The sequence below is a fragment of the Sorangium sp. So ce375 genome, from assembly GCF_051473855.1.
Lineage (GTDB): Bacteria > Myxococcota_A > Polyangia > Polyangiales > Polyangiaceae > Sorangium.
Genome location: NZ_CP150335.1, coordinates 9366266 through 9388456 on the forward strand (window position 1 = coordinate 9366266; position 22191 = coordinate 9388456).

Annotated in this window: 16 protein-coding genes; 8 read left to right on the top strand and 8 right to left on the bottom strand. The window is 68.7% G+C overall.

Annotated elements, in window-relative coordinates; all coding sequences use genetic code 11:
- Nucleotides 1-93 precede the first annotated feature (93 nt).
- The 6 genes from WME90_RS34920 to WME90_RS34945 all read left to right on the top strand — a co-directional run bounded on the left by WME90_RS34920 (nt 94) and on the right by WME90_RS34945 (nt 8146).
- On the top strand, nt 94-540 hold the full coding sequence (locus tag WME90_RS34920; protein WP_437276385.1) for a YciI family protein: 447 nt from the start codon (nt 94-96) through the stop codon (nt 538-540).
- A gap of 294 nt (nt 541-834) precedes the next feature.
- Nucleotides 835-1281, top strand: a complete 447-nt coding sequence (locus WME90_RS34925) for a hypothetical protein (protein ID WP_437276386.1) — start codon at nt 835-837, stop codon at nt 1279-1281.
- Between the two features lie 257 nt (nt 1282-1538).
- On the top strand, nt 1539-1769 hold the full coding sequence (locus WME90_RS34930) for a hypothetical protein (protein WP_437276387.1): 231 nt from the start codon (nt 1539-1541) through the stop codon (nt 1767-1769).
- A 163-nt stretch (nt 1770-1932) separates the two neighbouring features.
- Complete coding sequence (locus WME90_RS34935) at nt 1933-2322, top strand: hypothetical protein (protein ID WP_437276388.1); 390 nt, start codon at nt 1933-1935, stop codon at nt 2320-2322.
- A 138-nt stretch (nt 2323-2460) separates the two neighbouring features.
- Nucleotides 2461-6411 (top strand): RHS repeat-associated core domain-containing protein, encoded by a 3951-nt coding sequence (locus WME90_RS34940; RefSeq protein ID WP_437276389.1) that lies wholly within the window; start codon nt 2461-2463, stop codon nt 6409-6411.
- Nucleotides 6412-6421: 10 nt separating this feature from the next.
- On the top strand, nt 6422-8146 hold the full coding sequence (locus WME90_RS34945; RefSeq protein WP_437276390.1) for a hypothetical protein: 1725 nt from the start codon (nt 6422-6424) through the stop codon (nt 8144-8146).
- A 338-nt stretch (nt 8147-8484) separates the two neighbouring features.
- Here WME90_RS34945 and WME90_RS34950 read toward each other — a convergent pair whose 3' ends face one another.
- The 5 genes from WME90_RS34950 to WME90_RS34970 form a co-directional block, all read right to left on the bottom strand.
- Entirely contained in the window at nt 8485-9372 is an 888-nt protein-coding gene (locus tag WME90_RS34950) for a putative glycoside hydrolase (protein WP_437276391.1), read from the bottom strand.
- A 120-nt stretch (nt 9373-9492) separates the two neighbouring features.
- The gene (locus WME90_RS34955) at nt 9493-10659 is read right to left on the bottom strand and encodes an ABC transporter permease (RefSeq protein WP_437276392.1); all 1167 of its coding nucleotides are present in this window, start codon (nt 10657-10659) and stop codon (nt 9493-9495) included.
- Between the two features lie 50 nt (nt 10660-10709).
- Complete coding sequence (locus WME90_RS34960; protein WP_437276393.1) at nt 10710-11876, bottom strand: ABC transporter permease; 1167 nt, start codon at nt 11874-11876, stop codon at nt 10710-10712.
- Complete coding sequence (locus WME90_RS34965; RefSeq protein ID WP_437276394.1) at nt 11873-12571, bottom strand: ABC transporter ATP-binding protein; 699 nt, start codon at nt 12569-12571, stop codon at nt 11873-11875. The genes WME90_RS34960 and WME90_RS34965 overlap by 4 nt, the downstream gene beginning before the upstream one ends.
- A complete protein-coding gene (locus tag WME90_RS34970) occupies nt 12568-13797 on the bottom strand; it encodes an efflux RND transporter periplasmic adaptor subunit (RefSeq protein ID WP_437276395.1) in 1230 nt (409 codons plus the stop codon). The genes WME90_RS34965 and WME90_RS34970 overlap by 4 nt, the downstream gene beginning before the upstream one ends.
- A gap of 653 nt (nt 13798-14450) precedes the next feature.
- On the opposite strand from WME90_RS34970, the gene WME90_RS34975 reads away from it, so the two are divergent.
- Entirely contained in the window at nt 14451-15278 is an 828-nt protein-coding gene (locus tag WME90_RS34975; protein WP_437276396.1) for a hypothetical protein, read from the top strand.
- 212 nt (nt 15279-15490) lie between these two features.
- Here WME90_RS34975 and WME90_RS34980 read toward each other — a convergent pair whose 3' ends face one another.
- Nucleotides 15491-16741: a peptide-N-glycosidase F-related protein gene (locus WME90_RS34980; RefSeq protein ID WP_437276397.1), complete on the bottom strand. Its 1251-nt coding sequence runs from the start codon at nt 16739-16741 to the stop codon at nt 15491-15493.
- A gap of 157 nt (nt 16742-16898) precedes the next feature.
- A complete protein-coding gene (locus WME90_RS34985; RefSeq protein ID WP_437276398.1) occupies nt 16899-18011 on the bottom strand; it encodes a pyridoxamine 5'-phosphate oxidase family protein in 1113 nt (370 codons plus the stop codon).
- 347 nt (nt 18012-18358) lie between these two features.
- Between WME90_RS34985 and WME90_RS34990 the strand changes: the two genes are divergently transcribed.
- Nucleotides 18359-19234 (top strand): AraC family transcriptional regulator, encoded by an 876-nt coding sequence (locus WME90_RS34990; protein ID WP_437283699.1) that lies wholly within the window; start codon nt 18359-18361, stop codon nt 19232-19234.
- Nucleotides 19235-19286: 52 nt separating this feature from the next.
- On the opposite strand, the gene rph is transcribed toward WME90_RS34990, so the two are convergent.
- The gene (rph, locus tag WME90_RS34995) at nt 19287-21899 is read right to left on the bottom strand and encodes a rifamycin-inactivating phosphotransferase (protein ID WP_437276399.1); all 2613 of its coding nucleotides are present in this window, start codon (nt 21897-21899) and stop codon (nt 19287-19289) included.
- Nucleotides 21900-22191: the final 292 nt, after the last annotated feature.

Genomic DNA, 22191 nt, shown 5'->3' on the forward strand with positions numbered 1-22191 from the left:
GCGTGGTCGCCCGTTCGTCGTGACGGTGGAGACAGGGGCCGCGCGGTCGACGCCACCGGGGCGCTCCTCTTCGAACCGGAAGGAAACTCGACGATGCGATTCATGATCACCGCGGCACGGGCGACCGACGACGCGAAGCACGACGCACAGGCAGCGGCGGATGCGCCCCCGGACGAGGCGCTGTTCGCCGCGTACATGAAATACAACGAAGACATGCAGAAGGCCGGCGTGCTGGTCGCGTCCGAGGGCCTCAATCCCGCCGGGGCGCGCGCGCGCATCGGGATTTCGGGGGGGAAGCGCGTCCTGCTCGACGGGCCCTTCGCCGAGTCGAAGGAGCTCGTCGGCGGCTTCTACCTGATCGAGGTGGGCTCGAAGGAAGAGGCGATCGCCTGGGCGCTGCGCTGCCCCGTCGGGCTCGGGAGCGCCGAGGTGCTCACGATCCACCAGATGACGGAGCTCTCGGACATCCCGCCGCGGTTCAGGGAGATCATCGCCGAAGTGGCGCCGACGTGGAGCGTGTCCTTCTCGAGGGCGCAGTAGGCCGGGCGACGAAGCGCCGGCGTCGTTGGCCACGTGTCTGTCGATTCAGCGCGCGGTCCCGCGGAAGGGGTGGCCGTTCGATTTTTCTCCCCCGCGTTTTTTTCAGCGATGAGTTTCCTCGGGCAGCGGGGTCTATGGGGTACAGCCGGTCGCGATCATGACGCCGGCTGTCGCCGGGGACGGCGCCGGCGCTCGGGGCATGCGGCCTTCGTCGCCGCCGCGACCGGGAAGAGCGGTTCGAGCCGCCGGCTGGGACGCTGCACGAGCTGTCACGAAGGGAGAAGGAATATGGTCATGAAGCGCGTCTTGATCGCGATGTGCCTGATCGTCGCTGCATGTGGGGGTGAGGAGGAGGAGGACGCGCCCGTCGCGTGGGAGGACATGAGCTTCGATCAGCGCTTCGCGTTCATGGAGGATGTCGTCCTGCCGGAGATGAAGGAGACCTTCGTCGCGTTCGACGCGAAGTTCGAGGGAATGACGTGCGTGACCTGTCACGGCAGCGGCGCGGCCGACGGGACCTTCGCGATGCCGAGCCCCGACCTCCCCCCGCTCCCCGCCACCGAGGAGGCGTTCGCCGAGTACGTGAAGGATCCGGAGATCGAGCGGTGGGGCACATGGATGTTCGAGACGGTCATGCCTCGGATGGCCGAAGTGCTGCAGATCGCCGCGTACGACCCGATGACAAACACCGGCGACTTCTCGTGCAATGGCTGCCACACGCTTGAGGGAGTCGAGCAGTGAAACCGCCGGGCACGCCGCCGGCGGAGAGGCAAACGTAGCGGATGGGTGGGTCTCGACGTCGAGCGTGAAAGGTGAAAGGCTCCGGCGGCGACAGCTCAATGCGCTCGGCAGGCAGATGCTCGGGCAGCTTTTGCCGTCCGTGCGGGCGGATGTCACGCCCCTTGTCCCCGCCTCCGGATGAGCGGTTTTTCTGGCGGGACTGTTCCGCGGGGGCGAACCGGTGCGATCCGTCGCATCCCCGGGGATTTGGGGAGAGCGTGACGACGGATCGCAGCCCCTCGGAAGGCGTGGGCCCGACGCGGGCCCAAGGGCCAGGCGCCGGGCCTGGGGAGCTTGCCCTGACCGATCCGTCGCCTCGGGCGGCCGTGGTCGCCTCGCTCGCCAGCACCCTGAGCCGCGCCGTCGCCCTCGGCGACGAGGTGGCGGCCCGGGTCGTTCACGAGGCGATCGGTCGGCTGCTCGGGCTGCCGGTGACACCGGAGGGGTAAGCTAGGCTGGACGGGGTGCGGTGCATCTTGCGCCGTCGGCGAAGTCTCCGGCGAAGAGCTCTTCGGTACATGACCGAGTCATGCACGGACCCCTGACGCCTACGCCGCCCCCCGCCTCCTCGATTACGTCCGCGAGGCGATCCGGCCGGGAATGGCGCTGGCAATGGACTCGCCGGAAGCGCTGGCCGGGATCGTGGTCGCCGATCATGTCGATGTCATAGGGCCCTACGATCACCGGGAGCTGCGCGCCGCTGCCGGCCGCGGCGCGGTCAACTGGTCGCGATTCAAGCGAGGGCTCTTCCGCAGCGGGTCGCGGTTCCCGGACGAGCACTTCTACGAGCTCTACGGGGCCATCGCCGACGAGCTGCTTGCAGCGAGCGCCGCTGACGTTCCGAGCAGGAAGGCTCCCGCCGGGTCCGGCGCTGGCGACCACCCGCGCGCCGACATCGAACGCACCGCGCTCGGGGCGGGCAGCACGTCATCGCCTGAGTCTCCCGCGACAATGCGTGCTGCACCTGGAAGAATCCACTCTGGCACGAGTCCCGTTCGGTGATGCTCCAGCGTCTCGCGCGGGCTTCCCGGGTAGCGTCTGGGCACCCGAGTTCTCCTCTTGACAGGGGTGAGAATCGCTGGGGACCATGCCTGAATGGCGCGCACGGCTCCGGTTCCGAACATCCCTGCGATCCCTGGAATGAACCCTGGCGTCTGGATCATGGGCGGTGGTGGCGGCGGCGGTGGCAAGGGCGGGAGGGGCGGCAGCGGAAATGGAGATGGTCAGGGTGGGAGCGCCAACCGTGGCGGCAACAACCCTGACGGCGGTGGCAAGGGGGCCAATGGCTGCGGAAATGGGCAGGGGGCCGGTGCTTGCTCCAACCCGGTCCACGGCGGCTCCGGTGGCACCTCCGCCGGCGATCCGGTCGACGTGGTCACCGGCCGCGTCTTCACGCTGCCGACGCTCGACCTCGGCCTGCCCGGTCCGCTGCCGCTCGTCGTGCAGCGGCGCTACTCGTCCTCTGCGCGCGATCGCGACATGGGCCTTGGCTTCGGGTGGGGCCACTCGCTCGCCTGGGAAATCGAGCTCTCCAGACGCGCCGTGCGGATTACGCAGGACGATGGCACCGTGGTGACGGCCCCGGTGCTGGAAGAGGGCGAGACGCGCCCTCTGGTGGGGCAGATCGTGCTGCGCCGCGCGGCCTGGGGATTCGCGCTCACGACCGAGGACGGGCTCACGCTGTTGTTCAACGAGCGCCATCAGCTGGGGTCGCGCTATCGCCTGACCGCGCTCCTCGACCGCAACGGCAACTGCATCGAGCTGGGCTACGATGGCTCCGGCCTCGCCTGGATCCGCGATTGCGTTCAGCGCTTCGTGCGCGTCCGGCGGGAGCGCTCGGGCCGCATCGCCGCCTTCGAGGTGCGCACGGCCACGAGCCCCTCCGGCTGGCACGCCTTCTTCACGTACCGGTATGACGATCGCGGGGATCTTGTCGAGGCTATGGACGCCGAGGGACATGTGTGCCGGTACGCCTATGACGAGGAGCACCGCCTGGTCGCCCACGCATACCGCAGCGGGCTCGTGGTCCACTACCGGTACGACCGTGAGGGACGCTGCATCGAGACCTGGGGTGAATACCCCGCGCAGGAGGACCCAAGCCTCGAGGCCGGGGTGCCTGCGTTCCTCGCGGACGGCGTGACGCGAGCGCGGGGCACATTCCATTGCAAGCTCGAGTTCTCGGGAGACGGCTACTCCGAAGTCGCGGACTCGCTCCGTGTCCGGCGCTTTTTCGGCAACAAGCACGGCAAGGTGGACAAGTCGACATGGGGCGCGGGCGTGCTCTTGCATGAGTATGACTCCCTCGGGAACATCGTCGCTTTTCGGGACGCCACGGGCGCGATGACGCGCTTCGAGCGCAACGCGGCAGGGCGGGTCACAGCGGTCATCGATCCGCTCGGCCGCCGGACTCAGTATGCCTTCGACGATCGAGGCGCGCTGACCGAGCTCGTGCGCGCGGATGGGAGCGCGCTCCGTTATACGCGCGACGATCTGGGCAATCTGCTCGCGGTCGAGGACCGGCGCGGCACCATCGTCATGTACGATTACGACGAGCGTGGGCTCGTGAGCGTGGCAACGCTCCCGAACGGGGGAGTGACCCGCTTCGAGCACGACGCGCATGGCAACCGCACGGCCGTGATCGAGCCGAACGGCGCGAAGAAGACGATCTATTACGACGACCTCGGCCGCGTCGTGGCAACCATGGATGCGCTCGGCGCCGTGACGCGCTACGCGTACGACGCGCGCGGCCTGCTGCGCACCGTTTCCGATCCAGCGGGCGGGGTCACCACGTTCGAGTTCGACGCCGAGGGACGGCTGGCGCGGATCGTCGATGCGGCCAGGCGCGTCGGCAGGCTCACCTGGGGTGGGCTCAACGTGCTCTGCGAGGTGCAGCACGACGGCGCCGGGCCCATCCGGTACCGTTACAACCGCGAAGGCCACCTCATCGAGGTTCACAACGAGCGTGGGCAGGTTCATCGCTTCGTTCGGAGCCTCGCAGGGCACGTGATCCGCGAGGAGCTGATGGACGGACGCACGCACGACTTCCGGCGCGATCTGTTCGGCCGGCTGACGCAGTGGCGGAGCAGCACCGGCGAGCTGGTCGAATACGAGTACGACGCAGCCGGGCAGTTGATCAAGCGGATCTACGACGGCGGGGTGGAGGAGTTTGCCTATGACGAAGTGGGGCGGCTGATCGATGCGCGAACGCCTGACACGGAGTGCTACCTGACATACGATGAGCGGGGCTGCCTCGTGAAGGAGGAGCAGATCACGCTCGGCGTCCGCCACACGATTGAAGCGGTCTACGACTCCATGGGGCGGAGGACGCGGCGCGTCAGCTCGCTCGGGTACGTCGAGCACATGCATCGAGACATCATGGGCAAGATCGCGCGGATGGCGCTCGGCCGGGAGGTCGTGGACTTCCACTACGACGCGCTCGGCCGCGAGCGGCAGGCCGTCCTTCCGGGCGGCGGGCGCATTCAGTACGACTTCGATCCGGCCGGTCGCATCGCCCAGCGACGCGTCTTCTCCGCGACAGCGCGCGCCTCGGTTGGACCGGGCGAGCCGGAGTGGGTTGGGCCCATCGCGCACGGGGTCGTTTCGGACACGCAGTATCGTTACTCCCCTGTAGGTCTTCTCGAAGAGGAGCTCGACGCGCGCCTCGGCGCGACGGGATACCGGTACGATCCCATGGGACAGCTCCTCGCCAAGATCCCTGCCCACGGGAGGGCGGAGCTCTTCGGCTTCGACGAGGTCGGCAACCTCTACGCCACCGAGGCCGGCGAGCACGCGTACGATCGCGGTGGTGCCCTGCTGCGGCGGGGGGAGACGGCCTACACCTACGACGAGCGCGCGCGCCTCGTGGAAAAGCGCCTCTCCGACGGGAGCCGCTGGAAGTACACCTGGGATGGACGCGGGCGCCTGGCGTCGGTCGTCGCGCCGGATGGGCGCCTCGTGGAGTTCATTTACGACGCGTTCTGCCGGCGGCTGGCAAAGCGGGTTCGCTCGAGCCAAGGACAGCTCCTTGCCCTGACTCGCTTCGTTTGGGACGATCAGCGCCTGCTTCACGAGGTGCGTGTGCGCGACGCGTCCCTGGACGTCCCGGTGACCGAGACGCGAACGTACGTTTTCCCGGATGGGAGCTTCGCCCCGCTGGCGCACATCGATGACGACGGCGCGCCCCGGTTCTACGTGAGCGCGCCGAACGGATTCCCCGATCTTCTCGTGACGTCCTCGGGGCAGATCGCGGCCGAGCAGCGGGCGCGCGCGTTCGGCGCGGTGCAGGGAGAGGCCTTCACGGCGCTGCGGTTTCCTGGCCAGTACGCGGATGAAGAAACCGGCCTTTGTTACAACAGGCATCGCTATTACGACCCCGACATTGGCCGCTACATCAGCCCGGATCCCGTCGAAATCGTCCGCCGCTACGGCTTCGCCGATAACTCGCCGCTCAACACGGTGGACCTCGACGGCTTGCAAGCGATGACCACGAACATCCAGCGCTCTCAGATGAACCCAGACGGCAGCCGAACGCCGTTGCCGAACGCGAGCGGCGTGAGCCAAGGCGGGCGCGATCCCGACAACCCGGTCGATATCCACCCCGCGGTCTGGAACAACATGGCGCCGCAGGTGCCCGTGCAGGCCGCAAACGGCTCGACCAACGGGCAATTCCCCCAGGCGACGCGCCATCCGGCGAACTGCTCCGAGCCGGCGGCGCTGAGCGAGCATCTCTATGATTATGAGCGACGTAACAACTTGCCGCGCGGGGCATGCGGCTCGGCCAGCGATCCGAACAACCAGCATCTCCGCGGCGCGCTCCGAGAGATCGATGGGATCAGCTCGACGCAGCAGGGCGGCGGAGCACGAAACGCCTGCCCGAACTGCGGCGTGCTCTTCCGCAACCTCCAGAATCAGGCGAACCAGGGCGCTCCGCCGAACGAGCTCGTGGACCTGGTGGGCCGCACCACGCCGGGCATCGACAATCCGAGCCCCGGATGGCAACAAGCGATGAACCAGGGGGCGCCTACGAGGAGCGCGAGGAGCCTCATGAACCCACGCAACGCAGCGAACATGCGGGTGCAGATGCCGCGCTGAGGGGCTCACCATGGAGATTTCCACCTTCGCCATCGAGACCCTCGCCAGCCGTGGCATCATCCGCAGCGAGGCGCGTCGTGCCGGACGCGATCGGCTGAAAGAGTTGCTGCGTCTGCACGGGCTTCCCACCCACGAGGCGCTGTTAGCCGCCGAGGCTGCGATCGGCGGCTTCGCCGGCTCGGACCGCGCGCGGGACCCGCTGGAGCTTGCGAGCGGCGGTTCCTTCGGTCCCCCCTCGCGAGATTGGTGGGAGATCCTCCTGGGCCCAGCGGCGCTGCTGGAATGTAACATCAGGCGGGCGCTGTTCCGCGCCGATCTCTGGCCCATCGGGATCAGCGCGCCTTTCGCAGCGTTCGCGGGCCTCGACCCGTACCTGCACGTCTCTCATGACCGCGCGGAACGCGCCCAGGGATTGGTCGATCTCCTGGTGGCCGAGGACGGCACCGTGTCCGTGGAAGGCTCCTCGACGGGGAACACGCCGGTGCCCTACGCCGCATCCCCCGTGATCCTGGTCGAGAAGCTCGCGCGCTTCCTCGACATCGCGCAGCGCGGCCTCCACCACCTGCGCCTCGAAGCCCGCCCCCGCGCTGGCGCCCGGCTCGCGGAGGCGCTCGGCGCCCGGCCCATGGCGGCCGCGAGCGATGCCTACCACACGGTATGGGACGCCGAGGATCTCGTCATCCTCGACGGACACCCCTCGGGCGCCGCGCCGGACCGGACGCTCGTCTTCGCCAGGTCGGTCGAGCGGCTCGCCCGGGCAGTCGAAGCGCTCGCGGGCTCGCCGGCGGTCGCGGCGATCGCCTGCGACGAGGTCTCCGTGGCTCTCCGCGATCCGGGCGAAGCCCCCACGCCGGCGAGCCGCGGGCTCGTGCCCGTCGGCTTGGACCGGCCCGAGGAGCGGGGTGCGCTGCGCGTCGAGCGCACCGCATCAGGCGTCTCCCTCGTGCAGGAGCGCGACTTTGGCGGGCGTGTGCTCGAGCGCCACGAGCTCCCGCCGGCGGGTGACCGGCTCGCGCACACGCGATGGATGCTCGCCGCCGAGGGGTTCCGGGGCGTGCTCACGGACCGCGCGGTCAACGCCCTGCGCGCGCGGGGGGTGCTCCGGGATCCGCAGCGCACCGCCTCGCGCGCCCGCCTCGAGGAGCTGCTCGCACCTCACGGCGTCGCGGCCAGCGAGTCGCTGCTCGCGTTCGAGCAGCACGCGGGCGGCCTCTGTGTATCCCGCGACCAGGGAGAGCACTACTGGCTGGGCCCCGCGCTCGAGCTCGAGGGCGGCGTCCTGCCCCGCGACGGGTTGGTGCCGATCGGCGCCTTCTCCAGAGGCCTGTACTTCATGGCCTCCGACGGCGCGATCCTCGCCGACGACGGCGTGATGGAGCGCTTCGTCTTCGCGGATTCGTGGCGTATCTTCCTGGAGCGGTTCGCCCTGGGACATGAGGCTCCGGACGTGATCCCGGGGTGGCCGGCCCGCCACTGCGCGAGCCTCTCCGAGGACGTGGGCGACGCGCTGGCGCGGGCCCTCGGCGTCCCGCGCGCGCCCGAGCTCAGCGACCGGACGCAGTCGTTCTGGACGAGCGACGACCTGGTGATCTGGTCGACGCCCGCCTACCTCGAGTTCTGCGTGTCCCCCTGTATCCTCTACGCGGACGAACCTGCGGTGATCGAGCAGGCGCTCGCATGGATCCAGGCGAACCATCCTGAGCTGAGCATCGAGCGGAGCGAGGCCACGCGCTGATCGAGCGCCGGCACCGGCGGCCCACCCTGTTCCTGCCGCCGCAGACTGTGGAGTGAACGCAGCCCCTTTGACGACGCGGCGGCGGAGGGCGCCCCGTTGGGCCACACCAGAGCCGCCCTCGGCGGGAAGACAGGCGGAAACCATGAAAATCGCTACTGTTTCCGGCCGCCGCTCGCCATCGACCGGTTTTTCTGGCGGGATTTCTGACCCGCGGTACTTGCCTGTCCGGTCAGGCGGCGGCGTGCGGGCAGCAGCGCGGCATGGCAAGCGCTCTCGCCGCGGCGACGCCGCCGGAGGGCCCCGCTGCGGGCGTAGCGAGAGCGGTCGCGGCCGCGCTCTCACCCCGTGTCCCGCGGCGCGCCGACGAACGCGCTCTCGTCGTAGTGGCTCCGGGGGTTCCACGCCGCGTAGCCCGCGCAGCCGGCGTCGTCGATCGCGCGGATCTGCTCCTGGATGTGCCACGGCGTGTACTCGTACCGCTGCATGGGCCGCGAGCTGTCCAGATCGAACGCCTGGATCCAGCTGCGCAGCAGCGCGGTCCGCCCGGGCAGCGCTGCCACCCTGCGCCAGCCGGCCGAGAGCGACGCGTGCACGGTCTCGTAGGGGTGATGCGCAGGGTTCGCGAGCCCGAAGCTGCCAGGGCCCCAGTGAGACGGGTACGGCATCGGCATCACGTAGTCGAAGAGCTCCACGGCGTCCTCCAGCCGCTGGCCTATCCCTTCCTGCGGCCCGAGCAGCGTGAACCCGAAGAGATCCGCCGAGATCGCGCGAGACGCGGCATTGCCGACCTCCGCGCGGAGGAACTCGAAGAAAGCGCGGATCGTCGGGATCCTCTCGTCGACCGGCGTCCGCGACCGCGGCTCGCGCGCCGCGCCGTAACGCACATAGTCGTAGTTCACCTCGTCGAAGCCGACGTCGTACGCACGCAGCGAGATCTCCGCGATCTCTCGCCACCGCGGCCGCGAGCTCGGATCGTACCAGCCCCGCGGGCCGCCCTTGAACGCGACGAGCCGGGCAATCAGGTAGATACCGGCTTCGCGGAGGGCGCCCAGCTGGGCCCTGGTCACCTCGTCACGCTCGAAGAGGAGCGCGCCGCCCTCCGATCGGATATCGATGACCAGGGAGTTCAGCTCCGTCCGCTGGACCAGGGAGGAGAGCCGATTCAGCCGGTCCACGCTCCTCCCCGCCGCGAAGTTCACGTAAATCGCCTTGGTGACCGTGGGCATGGTGTTCCCCCCACCAAGGGGAGAGCACGTCCCCGGCCAAGGGAGCGCCGCGCGGGCCCTACGCGGCTTCCCGGCTCTGCGCCTCCACGCTGGAGTCCCGGCGAGCGCCCCGGCCCTGGATCACCCGCGCATCGCCTGGATCGGGCTGATCCGCGCAGCGCGGAGCGCCGGGAAAAACCCGCCGAGCAGGCCCATCACCGCCGCGATCGCCACCGAGCCCAGCAGGATCCCGGGCGTCGGCTCGAAGGTGAACACGACCTCCGACCAGCTCGCGAAATTGACGGTCGAGAAGCGCACGAACCGCATCCCGAGCGCGGCGAGCACGCCGAGCGCCCCGCCCGCCAGCGCGAGGAGGACCGACTCGATAAGGAACGACACGAGGATGCTGAACCGCGAGAAGCCGAGCGCCCGCAGCGTGCCTATCTCGCGCTGCCGGTTCGCGATCGACGAGTGCATCGTGATCATCGCGCCGATCATCGCGCCGATCGAGAAGAACACCGCGATGAGCACGCCCATCGCCTTGATGAAGATGCTCGTCCCCTCGGACTGCTTCTCGTAATAGGCGCTCTCGCGCATCACCTCGAGCCCGAGGTTCCGGTTCTGCTCGATCGACGCCTCGAACGCGTCGAACTTGCTGGGCGAGACGAGCCGCGCCCGCACCGCGGAGACGCCCCCCTCCCGGCCGAAGGCCGAGCGCGTCGTGTGCAGGTCGGCCCAGACCTCGGACTCCGACGAGGAGCCGCCGTCGTCAAACACCCCCACCACCTTCACCGGGCGGTTCTTGCGGAGCTCGAACGACTCGCCGAGCGACAGGCCCTTGAAGCGGCCGCTGATCGCCTTGCCCACGATCACCTCGTCCGTGCCCGGCTGAGCGGGCCGACCCTCGATGATCTTCACGTGCGAGCGGAACGCCAGCACGTCGTCGGGCACCCCGCGCACCTGCACGTTGGAGATGCCGTCCGTGCCGAGCTTCTCGAGGAGGATGACCGCTATCACCTCCCCCACCCCGTCCGGCTTGCCGTCCTGCCGCTTCGCCACCTCGGCGCTCGCGAGGATCACGCCGATCTGCTGCTCCTCGATGCTGCTCACCATCTCGGCGTCGGAGCCCTTCCGCATCACGATCGCGACGTCGTCCCGCGCGGTGCGCCCCAGGGTGCGCTCCACGCTGTTCGCGAGCATCAGCACCGACGCGAACACGAACACGACGAGGCCGAGCCCGGACGCCGTCGCGAGGGTCGTCGTCTTGCGCACCACCAGATTTCGAACGTTGTAGGCGACGGGGATCATGAGCGCTCTCTCCCGCTTTCAGGGTCTCGAAGACAGGCTGCGTGGGTCGCTCACGCCACGCGCCGGAGCGCGTCGGTGACCGAGAGTTTCGAGGCGTTGTACGCCGGGATGAGCGACGCGGCGAGCGACAGCCCCATCGAGAGCAGCACCGCAATGACCATCGTCGCAGGCTCGATCCGGAAATAGGGGAACATGGAGCCCATGTTCTCCTCCAGCCATCGGCCCAGCCCGAGCTCGACGATCGGATACGAGACCACGAGCCCGATGAACCCAGCCAGCAGCCCGATGGTCGCCGCCTCCCCGATGATGAAGATCCTCACGTGCTTCGGCTCGAACCCGAGCGCGCGCAGCACGCCGTACTCCCGCGTCCGCTCCCGGACGCCCATGGCGATCGTGTTCCCGAGGATCATCATCATGATGAGGAGGATGATGACGGACACGACGTTGAGCGCCGTCAGCACGGCCGACATCATCGCCATGAACGACAGGTTCATCGCCCGCTCGCTCATCGTCGCCGTCTGGACGTCCTTCTCGTCGAAGATCTTGTCGATCGCCGCGCTGATGTCCGCGCTCCGCGACGGGTCGTCGATCTTGGCGGCCATCCAGCCGATCTGGTCGCGCTGCCGCTCGGGGAGCGACTCGTTCAGGTAGTCGTAGTGGAAGATGAACTGCGACCTGTCGATCGACTTGCGCGTCGCCGTGTAGATCCCCGAGACGTTGAACTGCCACGTTCCTGGGTAGATCGACCCCTCCAGCGTCACCGTGTCGCCCGGCTTCACCTTGAGCCGGGCCGCGAGGACGTCGCCCACGATGGCGCCCTTCCTGTCGCCCAGCCACCGCTCCATGTCCGCGGGCGGGACGACCATCTCATCGTAGACCTTGAAGAAGGTCTTCGACTCGACGGCCATCGAGGCGAAGAAATTGGTAGCGTCGCGCGGATCCTTGCCGCCGAACCAGCTCATGAAGGACCCCTCCGTCACGCCGGGGACCTCGCGGACGGTGTCCATGTAGCGCTTCGGCAAGGGGAGGATGAACGAGATCTTGTGCCGCGTCCCGATCCGGTCCTTCGCGGCGTAGTCGGCGGCGACGTTCCACGCCGAGAGCACCGTCCGGAGGAGCACGAACGCGAGCACCGCCACCGCCGCGCCGATCACGGTCAGCAGCGTCCTGAACTTGTTGCGAAGGACGTTCCTGGCGGCGACGGAGACGAGGTTCATGACAGGTTCCCCTTGTCGAGCCGGCGCGTCACCGTCGCGCGCTCGGCGGCCTGCGGATCGTGCGTGACCATCAGGATGGTCTTCTTGAACTCCTTGTTGAGCTTCTCGAGGAGGGCCAGGATCTCGTCGGCGCTCTTGCGATCGAGATCGCCGGTCGGCTCGTCCGCCACGATGATCGTCGGGTCGTTCACGATCGCTCGCGCGATCGCGACCCGCTGCTCCTGACCGCCGGAGAGCTGCCGTGGATAATGGCCCATCCGCTCCTCGAGCCCGACCACGCGCAGCGCCGTCTGCGCGCGCTTGCGCCGCTCGGACGCCGACAGATCCGTGAGCAGGAGCGGCAGCTCGACGTTCTCGGCCGCGGTGAGCACCGGCATCAGGTTGTAGGCCTGGAAGATGAAGCCCATGGTCCTCGATCGGAAGCGCGCCAGCTCGCCGTCGCTCATCCGCGTGAGGTCCTGCCCCGCCACGCGCGCCGAGCCGCGCGTCGGGCGATCGAGCCCGGCGATCAGGTTCAGCAGCGTCGACTTGCCCGAGCCCGAGGGCCCCATCAGCGCCTCGTACGACCCCTCCGGGATGTCGAGCGTGATGTTGTCGAGCACCACGATCGGCTCCTTGTCGCGGAAATAGGTCTTGCCGACCCCCTGCAGCTCGACAATGGGCTTCGGCTTCCCGTCGCGATACCCCTCGGTCATTCGCTCCCCTTTTCCTTCTCTTTGATCTTCTGGCCGTCCGCGAGGTCGTCGGACGGCCTCGCCACGAGGCGCGCCCCCGGGGCCGGGCCGTCGAGCAGCTCGAGCCCGCCGGGCGCGGGGCCGCCCACCTTGATGGGCACCATCTTCACCTGGCCCTCGTTGACAACGAAGACCACCTTGGCGCCGCCCCGCTCGACCACCGCGGCCTCCGGGACGACGCGCTTCGGAGGCTCTTTCATGGCCTCCTCGGACAGCGCCTCGGCGAGGAAGCTCACCCGCGCGCTCATCTCGGGGAGCGCCTCCTTCGCCTCCCCGACGAACTTCACCTTCACCGGGATGGTCGCCTTGGCGCGGTTCACGCGCTTGCCGATCTCGAGCGTCGTGCAGCGGTGGCGCTTCGACGGATACGCGTCGAGGACGACCTCGCACGGCTTGCCGGGCTCGACGAGGTAGAGGCGCGTCTCCGGGACATCGGTCTCGACGACGAGCGACGTGAAGTCGGCGATCTCGACGAAGTGCGGCAGCTCGAGGCCGACGACCTCCCCGACCTCCGGCGGCTTCGACATGATCGTGCCGTTGATCGGCGCGATGATCTTCCGGTCGGCGAGCGTGACCCGGAGGCTCTCGACGTCGGCCGCCGCGGCCTTGACCTCGGCGTCGGCCGCCGCGGCCGACTGCGCAAGGGAGTTCATGCGCGCGGTCAGATCCTCCATCGACGCGCGGCCGGTCACCTGACGCTCGACCAGGAGCCGCTCCCGCGCGACCTGCTGCTCCACCTCGACGATGCTCGCCCGCGAGGCCGCGGCGCGCGCCCGCGCCGCCGCGACCTTGGCCTGGGCCGCGGCCACGAGGCTCTTCTGGTCGGCGTCCTCGAGCTCCACGAGCAGGTCGCCCTGCTTCACCACGTCGCCTTCCTTGACGTGCACCCGCGCGATGCGGCCGGGGATCTTGGCCCCGACCTTGGACACGACCTGCGGGACCACGTACCCGGTCGACGTCACGGAGATCGACGCCTGCGCCGGCGAGACCAGCGCGACCTCCGTGGTGGTGACCTCGGTCTTGAAGATCGCGCTCTGCGCCCTGGGCACGGCGAACGCGGCGGCGCCGCCGATCGCGGCGAGCACGACCGCGGCGACGAGGGCGGTGCGGAGCGGGCTCCGCCGATCGGGATCGACATCCCGCTGGATCCGGAGCGATGCGAGATCCGAGCTGAGCTGGTCGGACACGGCGTCTCCTTAACACGCTTCCGGCGTCGCGTTGAACTTCTATCGTCCCTTTTTGACGCGCGGTGCCAGCCGCGCCCGGCACCCAGGACGCGGCCTCTCGCCCGGCCCTGGAGCGGCGCTTGCCTCATATCGAAATCGCCTTCCGCCGTGGCAATCGGCCCGTCCAGACCGCAATGAGCCGCGCGGTTGCGCCTGGCGCGCCTTCACCCGTGGATGCGCGGCGCTCCCCGGCGCGGAGCGGCGCCCGGGCCTTGGCGCGAAGCGCACGGCGGGCCTCACGTCGGTTGCCTGGCGCACCAGCTCGATTGCTCCAGCGATGGGGCGGGCGCGGAGCGCCAGGAGGGAAACCGCTGCAAGCAATCGGAATTACAAGCATTTGTCGAACCAACGATGGCGGACGACGACACCGCAGGACGGTCGAAGTGCCAGTCACCGCGATCCACGCGGCGGAGCAGGCAGGAGGTGCACTGCGCGCCACGTACGATGTGGGATTGACGAAAGCGGCGCTGTGCGCCCCTGTCTGCGCCGACGCGGCCCGCGAGACGGCGGTGCGGCTGCGGCGCGGGGCGCGCGCCGTGTTGTCCAGTCTCCAGGCGCGCGCGAGACCAACACCCCGTCTCGACGTCCCGACGCCGCACGTCTACGCTGGCACGATGGGTTTTGTCGCGAGCCTTCTCATCGTCTACGGGGTCGCCGGGGTGGTGCTGGGCGGCGCGGTCGCCATCGCCATCGGGCGCTGCCTTCACCACCGGCGGCGCTCGCAGATCGCCGCGTATGCGCGGAGCCCGTCGGCCTCGCCCGGCGCGATACGCGAGGGGTTTGCGCTCCTGCGCGGCGAGGTGGGCGCGGAGGACGCCGCGCCGGGCGACGCGGTGATCGCGGTCGAGATCCCGTGCGGCGTCCAGGCCGGCGCCACGCTGGGCGCGTGGCAGACGCGGTCGCGCGCGTTCTCTCTCCGGCTCCCCTCGGGCGCCGCGGTCCGGGTCGAGCCGGCGAGCGGCAGGTTGAGCCTCGATACCACCTTCGTCCCGGCGAGACGCGGCGGCGCGCCCGCCTATGTGTCCGAGGTCCGCCCCGGCGACACGATCTACATCGCGGGCTCCGTGCGCCGCGAGCTCGACGCGAGCGCCGCTGGCAAGGGGTACCGCGACGCCGCGCAGGCCTGGGTGCTCCGGGCGCCCACGTACGGCAGCCTCTGTGTCGCTTCGGAGACGGTGATCGCCCACCACGCCCGGCGCGCGCGGTTCCACCGCGCCTGGGCGCTCGCGCTCGGCGGCGCGCTCGCGGCGCTTCACCTCGGCCCGTTCCGCGCGTTCCACGCGAGCGTGCTCGGCGCCGTCGAGCCGGCCGGGGGCATCGACATCGGCTCGGCCGCGCTCGCGCTGTTCTTCGTCGGCGCCGCGGCGCTCTGCTACCGCACCCTGGCCGAGCAGACCTCTCCCTGGACCGAGCTCCGCGTGGAGCGCTCGAGGGCGACGTAGCTCAGGCTGCGCATTCCGTCCGGTAGCGGCGGCCTGCGCGCGATGGCGACGAAGTCGCCGGTGCCGCGCGAGGCGACCTGCTCGCCGCGGGCACGATCGCTCGGGAACGAGGCGGCCGCCCGGGTCATCGCAGGCGCGAGCGCCGAACCTTCGCCCTCAAGCACGACCCCAGCGTCGCGACACAGGTCGTCGAGAAGGTCGAAGAGACGCCTTCACTGCGCCTGCACGTAGAGCGAGAACGGGAAATTGCCCTCGCCGCCGGTGAAGGTCGCGTCAGGGACGTCGATCACGAATTCGTGCTTGCCGGCGCTCGCGGCCCCCCACGGGACGATCCGGGTGTCGATCACGTCGCCGGGGCACCAGTTGCTGAACGACTGCCACTTTGCGTCCGACAGCGGGGACTGCCCGTAGATGCCGTTGCCCTGGGTGTTGTACTTGCGAAACGGCTCGCACGACTTGCGCCCGGGCTTGTACTGCAAGGCCAGCTTGCCGTCGACGTACACGTAATGCTCGCGGCGGATGTACTCCTCGCCGCCCTGGTTGGCGCCGTGGTTGGACGTGATCAACACGAGCTGTGCATTCTGTGTATCTGCCGGCAATTCGAAGCTGACGGTCTTGCGGGTCGTGCCGACCTTGTCGCTGGCGCCCTTGGCGTAATTGTTGAACTCTTCGCCGATCGCCAGCGGCAGCAGGACGCTGAAGTCCTGGGCCTCCTGCGTGCTGTCGGTATGGAGCAGCAGCGATCCGAGCTGCGTGTCGTTGCGACCATCGCAGCCGGGGACCTCGTCGTTCGCTGCGTAAGGCACGCCGAAGATGCCCAATTCGAACCAGAAATCGTAATCGGTCAGGAGATCGGGATCTTTCAAGATCGGTACGAGGTTGCTGGCCTCCCATTCGTAGGGGACCGTCGTCGGCTGCTTGTTCATGTTCATGAACGGCGTGACGAACCGCGCGACCTCGATCCGGTCGACCTCGCCGGAAACGTAGGTCTTGGCCCCCTTGGGGACCAGCGCCAGGTTGACCGAGCCGAGTCGGTCGTAGTTGTCGCACAGCGCTCCCACGATCACGCGGACCTTCAGGGTGGTCTGGATCTTGGCGAGCTGCTCGTCGGTCAACCTTGTCGCAACCAGCGAGTTGTTGTGGCGGATCACGCCGTCCGGGATCGGTTCGTCGACCGTCTTGGCGTAGCCGTCGTAGAACGTGATGTTCTCCAGCACCGGGACCTCCTCGGGTTCCGGGGGCGGCCCGTCGACGCTGCCGCCGCTGCCACCGCTGCCGCCCGTGCTGCCGCTGCCGCCAGTACCGCCGCTGCCTGCGCTGGTCCCGGTCACTGCGCTCGTGCTCCCGGTGCTCTCGGAGGTCCCGGTGCCTCCGCCAGTGCCCACGTCAGAGCGCTGTTCATTCGTGCACGCGGCGAGCAGGGCCAGCAGAGAGAAGTATGGAATCGCGCGACGCCGGTTCATTCGCCGAATTTATCAGATCGCCGGCTCGATGTCGCGCGCCTGTTCCCCCTGGCGGTGGAGAAGGCAGCCGACCCACCCCGGGCTCCTCGACGACCTCGACGAAGCCGCTACCTCGCATGAAGAGGCCGCGACCCGAGAAGCCATATCAGCAACGTATCTAAGATCCGCGGTCGTAGCCCTCGTCCGTCAGCCCCTTGCGGTAACCGAGATCGATGAGCCGACGCAGGAGCCTGGGGAAAGCGCCGGCGCCGCTGCCGAGGAGGCGAATCATCGTCGCCTTCGCGCCGCCGTCCTCGTTGAGCGCGAGGTGCCGGGTCGCCAGCGCCATCAGATCGGGGACGGCGGCCGCGTCGGCGTGGGCGGCGCGTTGCCAGATCTTCGACCGCTGCAGGGCCTCGTTCGCCAGAAGCGCCGCGCGCTCCACGCGGATGACGAGCGCCGCCTGCGGTGGCTTTCCCGCGAGCGCCATGGTCGACAGGAGCGCCGGCTCGTCGGTGACGTAGGCCGTGCCGCTCAGGTGCAGAACGTCGTCCCTTCCTGGAACCACGGCCGCGAGGGAGACCTTGTCGCATGTCATGACGTTGTGGAACGTATCGGCCCGCCGGTTTCCTCGGCGATCGGGGATGACGAGCGTCTCGTGGTCGAGGATTCGCAAGAAGCCCGGGAAATCTCCTCTCGGGCTCGTATCGCCCGCGCCCGCAGCGTCCCACGACGAGACGACGGCAAAGGGGCTCGATGCGAGGAAGCGAGCAACGCTCGGATCGCCGAGCGGTCCGCCTTCCCCCTCGTGGCGCGCGCCGTCACGCGGCAACGGCGGCTCGGCGGCGGTGGCAGCGCGAGCACGCGGCGCCTCCCAGACGCCGGATCGGAGGATGCTCCTCGCGCAGTGGACGTAGGCCTCCTCGACGGTGACGACGATCCGGTCGCCACGCCGCTCGGCCACGGAGCCGTTGAGCCGGAGGGTCTCGCCGATCCCCGGCAAGAGGAAGACGAAGGAGACGCCGCTGCCGGATTTCGGCTTCGGGTGTCTCGCCGGGAGCTCGAACCGAATGCGCTTCGGCGATTCCACGTGCACGAAGCCGCGGACGCCTCCGACGAAGGTGCTGCGCCAGCCGCCCTGCTCGTCACGAAAACCAAAGCCGGCGACCGGAGCGCTGGCGAGGACGCGCCGACACCCCTCGTCCAGGGCGCTGATCTGCTTCATGCGCACGGCCGGGATCGGGACACCGACGATCGCCTCGATCTGCTGCGCGGTCATCACCTTCCGCATCGAAGAGCCTCCTCGTTCCTGTCCGCCGAAGAGCGGGTTCTCGGGCTCCGGCACGGCCGCCGGAGCGCGCCGAGGAACCATCGCAGCCGGCAAGCTTGACCGCATTGCGAAATGAGGACATTTTATTTCGCAAACTGGCCATGGGTCCGAAGCGAAGGAAGCGTCCCGCGTCGTCCGTGTCATCGACGGCATCGCCAGCATCCGCGTCGGCATCGGCCTCGCCGTCCGCCGGCTCCGCGAAGGGCTCGCCGGCCCCGCCCGCGTCGCCGTCGATCGGTTCCCCCGGGTGGACCTTTCATGGCGACGTCCAGATCGCAAACGAGCCACACGCATCGACGGCCGAGGTGATGGAGTCGCTCTCGCGTCGCTTCGCGCGCGAGGATCGTGGCCACTGGCGAAGCAAGCTCGCCCGGCCCGCCAACGCCGTCGGCCTGAGCATGGTCACCGGCGGGTTGGAGAGCGAGCTCCACAGCCATCGCGAGTCACAGCTGTTCTTCCTCGAGCGCGGCGAGGTCACGTGCGAGGCGTCGAACGCGCTGTGGATCGTCCCGCCGCGTTCGGCGCTGTGGATCCCCGGCGGAGTGCTCCACAAGATACGAGGACGCGCGCCGCTCGAGGGCTACGGCGTCTTCGTGGAGCCGGACGCCGCTCCGAACCTGCCGGCCGAGTGCTGCGCCGTCTCGGTCACTCCGCTCTTTCGCGAGCTGCTCGTCCGTCTCGCGGCGCGCCCCGCGCTGTACGATCTCGACGGGCCGGACGCGCGGCTCGTGGCCGTCCTGTTCGACGAGCTGGCGGCGGCCACGATCGAGAAACACCGCCTGCCGATGCCGGCCGACCAGCGCCTCCGAAAGCTTGTCGATGCGCTGGCGGCAAACCCCGCCGACGGCGCGACGATGGGAATGTGGGCCCGCCGGATCGGGGTCGGCGAACGGACCCTCAACCGGCTGCTCGTCCGCGAGACCGGTCTCAGCTTCGGTCGCTGGCGCCAGCAGCTCCACATCATCCTGGCCCTCCAGCGGCTCTCGCGCGGAGCGAGTGTGCAGAGCGTCGCCAACGACCTTGGCTACGAGAGCGCGAGCAGCTTCGTCACCATGTTCCGCAAAGCGCTCGGTACGTCGCCTGCGCGGTACATGACCCATCGTCTCGAGCTCGGTGCTCGCGAGGAGGCGAAGAGTGAGCGGGCTCGATCACCGAAGAAACGCGCGCGGGCCGCTCGCGCGTGATCCGGGCCATCGGGGCGGCCCGGTCATCGCAACGCGGAAGACCTCACCTTCCTCATGTCAGGAGCTCGACATACCCGTCCGTTCCATGCACGCGGATGCGCTGCCCATCCCGGATCAACCGGGTCGCATTCTCCACGCCGACGACGGCCGGCAAGCCGTATTCCCTGGCGATCACCGCGCCATGGGTCATCAGGCCCCCTACCTCGGTCACCAGGCCCTTGACGGACACGAACAAGGGCGTCCAGCTGGGGTCGGTGAAGGTGGTGACCAGGATGTCCCCCGCCTCCAGATCCGCATCCGCCATGTCCAAGAGGACGCGGGCTCGTCCCTCGACGACGCCGGAGGAGACCGGTAGGCCGACGATGGCTCCGGCGGGGAGATCGGCTCGTTTGTGCGCACCTGCCGCGACCTCCCCATCGGACGTGATGACGAGCGGCGGCGTCAGCTTCTTGTGGAGCTCGTGCTCCGCTTTGCGTTTGCTGACGACCTGGTCGTCCAGCTGGTGCGTGCGCACGACCTCGCGGAGCTCGTCGAACGTGAGGTAATAGATGTCGTCGGCGTCGCCGATCACGCCGGCCTGCACGAGCTGCTCGGCCTCTCGCAGCAAGGCCCGCTTGTAAACGAAGTAGCTATTGACAAGGCTGTACTTCGGATACTCGCGATAGCCGATGAAGTTCCGGAGCCGGTCGATCATCCGCTGGGCTTCGCTGGCCTTCTGCTCCCCGTCCGGCAGCTGCCTCAGCCGGTCGAGCAGCGCTCGCGCTCGCTGCGAGGCCTCCCGCCGCCCCTGCTCGAACCTCCGCTCGCCGGCATGAGGCTCGAAGTTCTTGATATTGCTCAGGATCAAGGGGATCAGGGTCGTTGGCTTCTCGCTCCAGCGGGCCCTCGTGATGTCGATTTCCCCGGCACATCGCATGCCGTATTTGTCAAGGTAAGCCCGGATGGCGTCCCGGGCCTCCTTCCCACCGTCGAGCTCGGCCAGCTCATCCAAGAAGCCATCGTGCTTCACGTTCTGCAGATGAGCGACCACGTCCGGATGAGGACGGATCACGTCGGCGACATCCAACAACGCCAGGCCCATCTCCGACGTAATGTTGTTCGACACGGACTGGGAGAGCGTATCCGCGACGCTCCTCTCGCCGAGCCACTCCATCATCTTCTCGTTGATCCACGAGGCAGCGTTCATGCCCGCCATGATCACGCCCATGGTCGTCGGGCCGAACATGGACTTATTGAATCGCTGGATGTTCTCCTTGATGAAGTCGAACAACGCGGTTCCGGTCTTGGTTCGGATGTCGCGCTTCAGCTCCTCGATCGCGGCCTGGCTGCGCTCGATCAACTCCGCGACGATCGCCGGGTCGTCGCCGACGTGCTCGTCGAAGCGCCCGGGTGCCTGCTTGCCTGGGCCCGGGTGAGAGGCCGCCGGATCGTCGGGCAAGGGCTCGATGAAGTCTCCCCGCTCGATGATCGTCGAGAGGGCGTCCTTGAGGAGCGGATGGGAGCGCCCCAGGAGATTCAGGAGGGCGTCCCGGCTGGCCGGTGAGGCCAGCTGCTTCGTGGGATCGACGAACAACCTGCCGCCCGCCGCGAGCATGCGGCCACCGGACGTCAGCTGGAACAAGGACAGCCCCAGGGGCTTCATGGGGTCGGTCATCATCTGTTGATGTCCGACGGAAATGTAGACGTGGTTGCCTCGATCACCCGCTTCGGGGATGGGATACAGGGTCGTGATCGGCCGGCTCTGGACGATGTGGAGCTCGTCCTCGACAAGGCACCACTCGATGTCCTGGGGGTGGCCGAAATGCCCTTCGATCTGCCGGCCCAGGCGCTCCAGCCGCAGGATCTGCGCATCCGTCATCACCTGCTCGTCCTGCCGCTCGGGCTCGATCGCCCGTTCTTCGGTGCCGCCCTCCTCCAAGGCGCGAGTCGCCAGCGTCTTCTTGGCGATCGCCCTCTCGATGACCTCGCCGTTCCGCACCTTGTAGCGATCGGCGCGCGCCAGGCCGGCGACAAGGGCCTCCCCCAGGCCGAAGCCAGCCTCGATCGACGACACCTTCCGGTTCGACGTGACGGGATCGGCCGTGAAGACGATCCCGGCCGCCTTCGGGAAGACCATCTTTTGCACCACCACCGCCATGTGGACCTTGCGGTGGTCGAAGCCGTGCTGGATCCGGTAGATCACCGCCCGCTCGGTGAAGAGCGACGCCCAGCACCGCCGGACGTGCCGCAGGATCGCCTGCGTCCCGATGACGTTCAGATACGTATCCTGCTGGCCCGCGAAGGAAGCCCCCGGCAAATCCTCCGCCGTCGCGCTGGACCGCACGGCGTAGGCGTCGTCCGCGCCAAGCCTGGAAAGAGCCTGGGTGAGCGCCTCTCGCAGGTCCTCAGGGATGGCCGCCCCTTCGATGATCCGGCGCAGCTCGCCGCTGAGCTCGCGGATCCCATCCCCGTCTTCGACCGCGAGCGACGACAACCGATCGAGCAACCCGCCGATCGACGGCGCTTCTCCCATGATCCGCTGGAAGGCTTCGGTCGTAACGCAAAAGCCAGCCGGCACGCGGATCCCCTCGATCCTGGAAAGCTCCCCCAGGTTGGCGCCCTTCCCCCCGACCACCTTGGCCTTCGTTCGATCGACGTCCTGGAGACCGAGCACATAGGTTCGCATCCGTTCACCTCCATCAGGGCGTCGGCAGCCCGTTCGCATCGACGGACCGTCGCGCCCCCTCGTCGAAGGGCGCCACTATAACGCGAACCTCCGCGCCGTTCAAACCGGCGTCACGACTGGATTCGAGGCCGCTTGGAGAAGCGATGTTCGCGCGCTCGAACAGCTCCGGCTACACATCGGCTGCCCCCTGGTTCCGTCACGGCTCAGGCACCTGAATGTCGCCAGCCCCGGCCAGGCTGGCGACATCTGATCGATTCGTGCTAAATGAGCGTTCCGGGGCGCCGCGCTGCTG

Bases quoted from the DNA above. Each gene is read 5' to 3' on its own strand.
- WME90_RS34920 (WP_437276385.1), top strand. From the start codon at position 94: ATGCGATTCATGATCACCGCGGCACGGGCGACCGACGACGCGAAGCAC.
- WME90_RS34925 (WP_437276386.1), top strand. From the start codon at position 835: ATGAAGCGCGTCTTGATCGCGATGTGCCTGATCGTCGCTGCATGTGGG.
- WME90_RS34935 (WP_437276388.1), top strand. From the start codon at position 1,933: ATGGACTCGCCGGAAGCGCTGGCCGGGATCGTGGTCGCCGATCATGTC.
- WME90_RS34940 (WP_437276389.1), top strand. From the start codon at position 2,461: ATGAACCCTGGCGTCTGGATCATGGGCGGTGGTGGCGGCGGCGGTGGC.
- WME90_RS34945 (WP_437276390.1), top strand. From the start codon at position 6,422: ATGGAGATTTCCACCTTCGCCATCGAGACCCTCGCCAGCCGTGGCATC.
- WME90_RS34950 (WP_437276391.1), bottom strand. From the start codon at position 9,372: ATGCCCACGGTCACCAAGGCGATTTACGTGAACTTCGCGGCGGGGAGG.
- WME90_RS34955 (WP_437276392.1), bottom strand. From the start codon at position 10,659: ATGATCCCCGTCGCCTACAACGTTCGAAATCTGGTGGTGCGCAAGACG.
- WME90_RS34960 (WP_437276393.1), bottom strand. From the start codon at position 11,876: ATGAACCTCGTCTCCGTCGCCGCCAGGAACGTCCTTCGCAACAAGTTC.
- WME90_RS34965 (WP_437276394.1), bottom strand. From the start codon at position 12,571: ATGACCGAGGGGTATCGCGACGGGAAGCCGAAGCCCATTGTCGAGCTG.
- WME90_RS34975 (WP_437276396.1), top strand. From the start codon at position 14,451: ATGGGTTTTGTCGCGAGCCTTCTCATCGTCTACGGGGTCGCCGGGGTG.
- WME90_RS34980 (WP_437276397.1), bottom strand. From the start codon at position 16,741: ATGAACCGGCGTCGCGCGATTCCATACTTCTCTCTGCTGGCCCTGCTC.
- WME90_RS34985 (WP_437276398.1), bottom strand. From the start codon at position 18,011: ATGCGGAAGGTGATGACCGCGCAGCAGATCGAGGCGATCGTCGGTGTC.
- WME90_RS34990 (WP_437283699.1), top strand. From the start codon at position 18,359: ATGGAGTCGCTCTCGCGTCGCTTCGCGCGCGAGGATCGTGGCCACTGG.
- rph (WP_437276399.1), bottom strand. From the start codon at position 21,899: ATGCGAACCTATGTGCTCGGTCTCCAGGACGTCGATCGAACGAAGGCC.